We start from the raw sequence: 8,119 nt of genomic DNA on the forward strand, positions 1-8,119 counted from the left end.
TTACCCGACTGGGTCACAAATATTGTTTTTACCTAAAAAATCGTGAGTCTTACGACTTAGTCACCATTTTTTAGTTCAATGTTGATACCTAAAGAACGGATCTCTTTGGTCAATACGTTGAACGATTCAGGCATACCCGGATCCATATAATGGTTACCATCTACAATATTCTTATAGATGCGAGTACGGCCTTCAACGTCATCCGACTTCACTGTAAGCATTTCTTGGAGTGTATATGCTGCACCGTATGCTTCAAGTGCCCATACTTCCATCTCACCGAAACGCTGACCACCGAATTGTGCTTTACCACCAAGCGGTTGTTGTGTAACAAGTGAGTAAGAACCAGTTGAACGCGCATGCATCTTGTCATCAACCAAGTGGTTCAATTTAAGCATGTACATGTAACCAACAGTTACTGGACGGTCAAACTGTTCACCTGTACGTCCGTCAAACAATACTGTTTGACCCGTACGTGAAATGTCAGCCAATTCAAGTAAGTCTTTAATTTGACTTTCTTCAGCACCATCAAATACAGGAGTAGCTAAAGGCACACCCGCACGCAAGTTACCTGCAAGCGCTAGAATTTCTTCATCAGTCAAGCTATCAAGATCTTCTTGCTCACCGCCGACTTTGTTATAAATCTTGTCTAAGAATTCGCGCAGTTCTAAAACTGTACGTTGTTCTTTCAACATTTTTTCGATTTTGTCACCAAGCCCTTTAGCCGCCATACCCAAGTGAGTCTCTAGAATCTGACCCACGTTCATACGAGATGGTACACCCAGCGGGTTCAATACGATATCTACCGGCACACCGTTAGCATCATGTGGCATGTCTTCAACAGGTAAGATGTTAGATACAACACCTTTGTTACCGTGACGACCAGCCATCTTATCACCAGGCTGAATACGACGTTTAACAGCTAAGTAAACTTTAACAACTTTCAATACACCAGTTGTTAATTCATCACCTGTTGCAAGCTTACGTTTCTTCTCAGCGAATTTCTCATCGATTTCTGCGCTCTTCTCTTTTAAGAACACTTGAATTTGAGTTAAACGCTCAGCGATTGCTTCATCTGCTGGTTGAATTTCAAGTAAGTCAACAAGCTCTAAACCAGATAATAAATCTTCAGAAAGTTTATCACCACGTTTAGTTGAACCACCGCCATTAGACTCTTGGCCTTTAAGCAAACGAATTACACGCTCACGAGCCGCTTCTTCGAAGATCTTGTATTCTTCTTTCAAGTCTTTACGATAAGAATCAAGCTGTGCTTTTTCAATTGCTAAAGCACGGTCATCTTTCTCTAAGCCATCACGAGTGAAGACTTGAACGTCAATAACTGTACCTTTAGTACCAGATGGAACACGTAAAGATGAGTCTTTAACGTCAGCTGCTTTCTCACCAAAAATTGCACGAAGCAGTTTTTCTTCAGGAGTTAACTGAGTTTCACCTTTAGGCGTTACTTTACCAACTAAGATGTCACCAGCAGTAACTTCAGCACCGATATAAACGATACCTGATTCATCAAGTTTAGAAAGCGCAGCTTCACCTACGTTAGGAATATCGGCAGTAATTTCTTCTGCACCTAACTTAGTATCACGTGCTACACATGACAATTCTTGAATGTGAATAGAGGTTAAACGGTCTTCTTGAAGTACACGCTCAGATAACAAGATCGAGTCTTCGTAGTTGTAACCATTCCATGTCATGAACGCTACACGCATGTTTTGACCAAGCGCAAGTTCACCCATGTCTGTTGACGGACCGTCTGCCAAGATGTCACCACGAGCAACTTTGTCGCCCAAGTTCACGATAACATTTTGGTTAATACAAGTATTTTGGTTTGAACGCGTATATTTGATGAGGTTATAGATATCTACACCTGCCTCACCTGCAACCATTTCATCTTCGTTTACACGAATAACGATACGAGAAGCATCTACATATTCAATTACACCGCCACGGTTTGCGATTACACACACACCAGAGTCACGTGCAACGTTCGCTTCCATACCTGTACCTACAAGCGGTTTATCCGCACGTAAAGTAGGAACTGCCTGACGTTGCATGTTTGAACCCATGAGCGCACGGTTTGCGTCATCGTGTTCAAGGAATGGAATAAGTGATGCAGCAACAGATACTACCTGCTGTGCAGAAACGTCCATATGCGTTACTTTTTCAGGCGGCATACGTACGAATTCACCTTGATGACGAACAGAAACGAATTCTTCTGTTAAGTTGCCATCTTTATCTACTGCAGAGTCGGCCTGTGCAATAACAGTACCTACTTCTTCAATTGCAGATAAATATTCAACATCATCAGTTACACGACCATCTACAACTTTGCGGTATGGTGTTTCCAAGAAACCGAAGTCATTCGCTTTTGCGTATACAGAAAGCGAGTTGATCAAACCAATGTTTGGACCTTCAGGAGTTTCAATTGGACAAACACGACCATAGTGAGTTTGGTGTACGTCACGTACTTCGAAGCCTGCACGTTCACGTGTTAAACCACCAGGACCAAGCGCAGATACACGACGTTTATGTGTAATCTCAGATAATGGGTTGTTTTGGTCCATAAACTGAGATAACTGGCTTGAACCAAAGAATTCTTTGATTGCAGCAGCAACTGGTTTTGCATTAATCAAATCTTGTGGAGACAAGTTATCTGTTTCTGCTTGGCTTAAACGCTCTTTAACAGCACGCTCAACACGAACTAAACCTACACGGAATTGGTTCTCTGTCATTTCACCAACAGAACGTACACGACGGTTACCTAAGTGGTCGATATCGTCGACTTCACCTTTACCGTTACGGATTTCAACCAATGTACGTAATACATCGATAATATCTTCGTGCGATAAAATACCTTCAACTTCGCGTGACTTCTGATCAGTACCAACTTCGTAAGGACGACCTAAACGACGGTTGAACTTCATACGACCTACTGGAGATAAGTCATAGCGTTCAGAAGAGAAGAACAAGTTATTGAATAAGTTTTCAGCCGCTTCTTTTGTTGGTGGCTCGCCTGGACGCATTACTTTGTAGATTTCTACTAATGCTTCTTCACGATCACGCGTCAAGTCAGCACGTAATGTATCAGCTACGAATGAACCACGGTCAATATCGTTAGTGAACAAGATATTAAATTGCTTAACACCGCCTTCTGCCAACTTCACCATTACTTCATGGCTTAACAGAGTATTTGCAGCAATTACTTCACCATCACGTAAAGTAATATCTTCAGCAGTGATACGCTCATATAAGTATTCATCAGGAACTGAAAGCTTAGTTAAACCTGCAGCTTCCATTTGACGTACATGACGAGCATTAATACGTTTACCTTGCTCAACAATGACTTTACCTTCATTGTCAGTAATATCAAATTGAGCCATTTCACCACGTAAACGCTCAGGTACGAGGTCAATTTGATAGCTACCCATGTCAAGATACACTGGTACTTTTTCATAGAACAAATTCAAGATCTGTTCATTGTTATAACCTAGTGCACGTAACACAACTGTAGCAAGTAATTTACGACGACGGTCGATACGTACGTAAACTAAGTCTTTTGCATCAAATTCGAAGTCTAACCATGAACCACGGTAAGGAATGATACGTGCTGAATACAACACTTTACCACTTGAGTGGGTCTTCCCTTTATCATGGTCAAAGAATACGCCTGGCGAACGGTGTAATTGAGATACGATTACACGCTCAGTACCGTTGATAACAAAGGTACCATTTTCAGTCATGAGTGGAATTTCACCCATATAGACTTCTTGTTCGCGTACGTCTTTAATTGATTTAGTTTCGCGATCTTTAATAATCAAACGAATTTTAACGCGCATTGGTGCCGCATAAGTCGAGCCACGAAGGATACATTCGCGTACATCGAACTCAGGTTTACCAAGGCTATACTCAACAAATTCTAAAGCAGCATTGCCAGAATAACTTTCGATAGGAAAAACTGAACGAAATGCGGCTTGGAGACCGATATCTTCGCGGTTTTTTGGTGATTTGCCATCTTGCAAGAATGTTCTGTACGAATCGACCTGAATCGATAATAAGTACGGTGCATCCATTACTTGGGGCAATTTACCAAAATTCTTACGGATCCGTTTCTTTTCGGTATATGAGTATGCCATCTGGAGTCCTCGGAAAGTAAACCAAGCCCGCCTGCAGAACGGGCTCAGAAGGAATTACGCAGGCCGATATGGCCACCACTGTTTACAAATGCTGCAATTTTTAGTGGTATAAAAACGCTTAACAATATTTTTAAAAATGAAAAATATTGGTAAGCATTTGAATTTATTTATTTTATTTAGGCTTTCTCTAAAAACCAAACAAAACTAACAAAAATCGAGCCGATTATTGTAACGCAAAAAGGCTGATGACCCAAGAGCCATCAGCCATTTTATGGAGCCGATTTAAAAACCGACTCCTTTTACAATTACTTAAGTGTAACTGTAGCACCAGCTTCTTCAAGTTTCTTCTTAAGTTCTTCGCCTTCTTCTTTAGAAACGCCTTCTTTAAGAACTTGAGGAGCGCCTTCAACTAAGTCTTTAGCTTCTTTAAGACCAAGACCAGTTGCTTCACGAACAGCTTTAATTACAGCTACTTTGTTAGCACCGAAAGAAGTCAACTCAACGTTGAATTCAGATTGTTCTTCAGCAGCAGCAGCAGCGCCACCAGCTGGAGCAGCAACAGCTACAGCAGCTGCAGATACGTTGAATTTCTCTTCGAAAGCAGAAATTAATTCAACAAGTTCAAGAACAGTTTTTTCAGCAACTGCATTTAAGATTTCTTCGTTAGTTAAAGCCATGAGAATAACTCCAAATGGATATTGAATGGTGTGTAAAATTGATTAAGCAGCTTCTGACTCGTTTTTCTCTTTGAGTGCTGTAATGAGGCGACCCAATTTCGAAATAGGAGCTTGAAGGACAGAGGCAAGCATAGTAAGCGCTTTCTCTTGGTTCGGAAGATTAGCAATAACGCTAACATCAGCACCTTGATAAACTTTGCCGTCAAATGCAGCAGCTTTTAATTCAAATGCTTTGTTAGTTTTAGCAAATTCTTCGAACAAGCGTGCAGCTGCACCCATGTCATCTTCAGAAGTTGAAAAACCTAGAATTGTTGGACCAACAAGGTTGTCGTTCAAGATATCAAACTGAGTACCTTGAAATGCGCGTTTAGCCAAAGTGTTACGTACAATACGTGTAGTTACACCTAGCTTACGAGCTTCAACACGAAGTGTTGTTAATTGCTCTACGCTTAAACCTTGATAGTCAGCAACAACGGCTGCAAACGCTTTAGAAGCAACTTCACTTACTTCTGCAACGATCTGTTTTTTGTCTTCAATAAGAAGAGCCATTGTAAAACCTCCTAAGGTGATTTATGTACCCAATGGGCACACTCCCAGTTCGTAAGTCTTTCGACTTACACGCGGAGGAGGAACAAATCACACCACCGCGTCTACGCAGGCTGGTTTATTAAGAAAATCGCTATTCGAAAATAACGTCTTTTCGCCTGAGGTCTTTGACGCTGATAAATTCTCATTTATCAATTCAAAGTCCGCCTGATAAGTAATAGATAAAGCTTTACTCTACCGAAGCAAAAGCAGAAATAACTTTTCTGTTTTATGCTTAATCCTCATCAGGACTTTAAAATTCTTTACTTAACCAAGTTAAAACTTAGTTAGAAACGTTGTTTACATCAACAGTAAGACCAGGACCCATAGTTGAGCTCAAAGTGATCTTCTTGATGTATACACCTTTAGAAGTTGCAGGTTTTAACTTTTTCAAGTCAGCAACTAAAGTTTCAACGTTTTGACGGATTGCAGCAGCATCAAAGCCAACTTGACCAATCGCAGCGTGAATAATACCCGCTTTGTCTACACGGTAACGTGCCTGACCAGATTTAGCGTTTTTAACAGCGCCAGCAACGTCAGGAGTTACAGTACCAACTTTAGGGTTTGGCATTAAACCACGTGGACCAAGAATTGTACCGAGCTTACCAACAACACGCATAGCGTCAGGAGCAGCGATTACAACATCAAAGTCAAGGTTTCCACCTTGGATGCTTTCAGCAAGGTCATCAAAACCTACAACATCAGCACCAGCTTCTTTCGCAGCTTCTGCTTGCGCGCCTTGAGCAAATACAGCTACACGTACAGTTTTACCAGTACCTGCAGGTAATGTAGTCGCACCACGAACAACCTGATCAGATTTACGTGGATCTACGCCAAGGTTTACAGAGATGTCTAAAGATTCTTTGAACTTTGCAGCAGGCAAGCTGTTAAGAACCTGTACTGCTTCTTCCAAAGTGTAAACTTTGTTCGCTTCAACAGCAGCAGCAATGGCTTTTTGACGTTTAGTTAACTTTGCCATGTCTTATAGCTCCACTTCCAAGCCCATAGAACGTGCAGAACCAGCGATGGTACGAACACGCGCGTCTAAGTCAGCACCAGTTAAGTCTGGTTCTTTAGTAGTCGCGATTTCTTCTAATTGAGCACGAGTCAACTTACCAACTTTAGTTTTGTTAGGTACAGATGAACCCTTTTGGATACCAGCAGCTTTCTTAAGAAGAATAGAAGCTGGAGGAGTTTTCATGATGAATGTGAACGACTTGTCGTTGTACACAGTAATCACTACAGGGATTGGAAGACCTGGTTCAACTTTTTGTGTAGCAGCATTGAATTCTTTACAGAATGCCATGATGTTTACACCACGTTGACCTAGTGCAGGACCAATCGGTGGAGATGGATTTGCTTTACCAGCTGGAACTTGCAGCTTGATATAGCCGTCAATCTTCTTAGCCATTTTAAATACCTCTGGGTACAAACGCCGTTAGGCTCCCCAATTTCTACGTAACAATACTGTTACAACAACAATGCCCGATAAAATCGGGCGCTTTTCAACCAATTAAGATTAAATCGTTTTTTCGACTTGGCGAAATTCGAGTTCAACCTGAGTTGGTCGATTAAACACGTTAATCGTCAACGTTAAACGTGACTTATCGTATTGAACCTCTTCCACCACACCTTTAAAGTCTGTGAATGGACCGTCAATAACAAGTAATTCTTCACCTGGCTCAAACATCGTCTTAGGACGTGGGGCTTCACCAGTATTACGTACACGCGCAAGAATCGCATCTGCTTCACGTTGAGTGATTGGCGCAGGTTTTTCAGGTGTACCACCAATAAAACCTAATACTTTTGGACACTCTTTAACAATGTGCCAAGTATCGTCATTCATTTCCATTTCAACTAACACATAGCCAGGAAAGAATTTACGCTCAGATTTACGCTTCTTACCATCCTTCATTTCTACCACTTCTTCGGTAGGAACAAGGACATCACCAAAGCTATCGGCAACAGCGCTACGCTGGATTCGTTCTTTAAGTGAACGCATCACTTGTTTTTCATAACCAGAATAGGCATGAATAATGTACCAACGTTTCATAGCTCTTTTACCCGATAATCAACTTAATTAACCAACCCAAACCATAGTCAAAACACCATAAAACTAATGATGCAACAACTACAACCAATAGAACCTGCCACGATGTTGTGACTGTTTCTTGTTTTGTTGGCCAAGTTACTCGACGCAATTCGACTCGTGCATCTTTCAGCAAACGAACGAAGCCTTTACCTTGATGGGTGGCGTATAATAAACCTAAAGCCACAACGATACAAGCAAAAATTACCCCAACGCGCACCCAAACATCATTTGCAGGGGCCCAATATGCTGGTAAATGCTGATTCACCATGGTAGCCGAGAGCAATAATACAATTGCTATCACCCATAGAACGATATCTAAAGGCGAACCAGAACGAACAACTTCAGCAGAATTATTTCTTTGAGGAATTGGCGCGTCGCTCAATGCGTCACGCGATTTATCATTCGACATTTTTGTACTCGTCGTAGAACTCGCGACTTATTATATGAACAACTAAGCCAGCATCAAGCTTTTTATTTCAAAATATGGCAGGTCAGGAGGGACTCGAACCCCCAACATTCGGTTTTGGAGACCGACGCTCTACCAATTGAACTACTGACCTATAAAGCAAGTTGAGAGCCAAAGCTCTCAACTTGAGACGTAATTCGTCACTATATTATGC

General features: G+C 41.5%; 7 protein-coding genes and 1 tRNA gene. All 8 read right to left on the reverse strand.

Features of this window, described 5'->3' with window-relative positions; genetic code table 11:
• Window positions 1-56: 56 nt before the first annotated feature.
• The 8 genes from rpoB to R5R67_RS12685 all read right to left on the reverse strand — a co-directional run bounded on the left by rpoB (window position 57) and on the right by R5R67_RS12685 (window position 8,059).
• Window positions 57-4,145 (reverse strand): DNA-directed RNA polymerase subunit beta, encoded by a 4,089-nt coding sequence (rpoB, locus tag R5R67_RS12650; RefSeq protein WP_000331899.1) that lies wholly within the window; start codon window positions 4,143-4,145, stop codon window positions 57-59.
• Window positions 4,146-4,450: 305 nt separating this feature from the next.
• The gene (rplL, locus tag R5R67_RS12655; protein ID WP_001229360.1) at window positions 4,451-4,822 is read right to left on the reverse strand and encodes a 50S ribosomal protein L7/L12; all 372 of its coding nucleotides are present in this window, start codon (window positions 4,820-4,822) and stop codon (window positions 4,451-4,453) included.
• Between the two features lie 42 nt (window positions 4,823-4,864).
• A complete protein-coding gene (rplJ, locus tag R5R67_RS12660; protein ID WP_001196213.1) occupies window positions 4,865-5,371 on the reverse strand; it encodes a 50S ribosomal protein L10 in 507 nt (168 codons plus the stop codon).
• 319 nt (window positions 5,372-5,690) lie between these two features.
• A complete protein-coding gene (rplA, locus tag R5R67_RS12665; RefSeq protein ID WP_001096694.1) occupies window positions 5,691-6,386 on the reverse strand; it encodes a 50S ribosomal protein L1 in 696 nt (231 codons plus the stop codon).
• A 3-nt stretch (window positions 6,387-6,389) separates the two neighbouring features.
• Window positions 6,390-6,818 (reverse strand): 50S ribosomal protein L11, encoded by a 429-nt coding sequence (gene rplK, locus R5R67_RS12670; protein WP_001074682.1) that lies wholly within the window; start codon window positions 6,816-6,818, stop codon window positions 6,390-6,392.
• Window positions 6,819-6,926: 108 nt separating this feature from the next.
• On the reverse strand, window positions 6,927-7,460 hold the full coding sequence (gene nusG / locus R5R67_RS12675) for a transcription termination/antitermination protein NusG (RefSeq protein ID WP_000832994.1): 534 nt from the start codon (window positions 7,458-7,460) through the stop codon (window positions 6,927-6,929).
• Window positions 7,461-7,467: 7 nt separating this feature from the next.
• Window positions 7,468-7,908 (reverse strand): preprotein translocase subunit SecE, encoded by a 441-nt coding sequence (secE, locus tag R5R67_RS12680; protein ID WP_032010126.1) that lies wholly within the window; start codon window positions 7,906-7,908, stop codon window positions 7,468-7,470.
• A gap of 75 nt (window positions 7,909-7,983) precedes the next feature.
• Window positions 7,984-8,059, reverse strand: a tRNA-Trp gene (locus tag R5R67_RS12685).
• Window positions 8,060-8,119 lie beyond the last annotated feature (60 nt).

The organism is Acinetobacter sp. OYA S30, from assembly GCF_033599315.1.
Classification (GTDB): domain Bacteria; phylum Pseudomonadota; class Gammaproteobacteria; order Pseudomonadales; family Moraxellaceae; genus Acinetobacter; species Acinetobacter baumannii.

Coding starts and splice junctions, on each gene's coding strand:
- rplK (WP_001074682.1), bottom strand. CDS start 6,818: ATGGCTAAGAAGATTGACGGCTATATCAAGCTGCAAGTTCCAGCTGGT.
- rpoB (WP_000331899.1), bottom strand. CDS start 4,145: ATGGCATACTCATATACCGAAAAGAAACGGATCCGTAAGAATTTTGGT.
- nusG (WP_000832994.1), bottom strand. CDS start 7,460: ATGAAACGTTGGTACATTATTCATGCCTATTCTGGTTATGAAAAACAA.
- secE (WP_032010126.1), bottom strand. CDS start 7,908: ATGTCGAATGATAAATCGCGTGACGCATTGAGCGACGCGCCAATTCCT.
- rplL (WP_001229360.1), bottom strand. CDS start 4,822: ATGGCTTTAACTAACGAAGAAATCTTAAATGCAGTTGCTGAAAAAACT.
- rplA (WP_001096694.1), bottom strand. CDS start 6,386: ATGGCAAAGTTAACTAAACGTCAAAAAGCCATTGCTGCTGCTGTTGAA.
- rplJ (WP_001196213.1), bottom strand. CDS start 5,371: ATGGCTCTTCTTATTGAAGACAAAAAACAGATCGTTGCAGAAGTAAGT.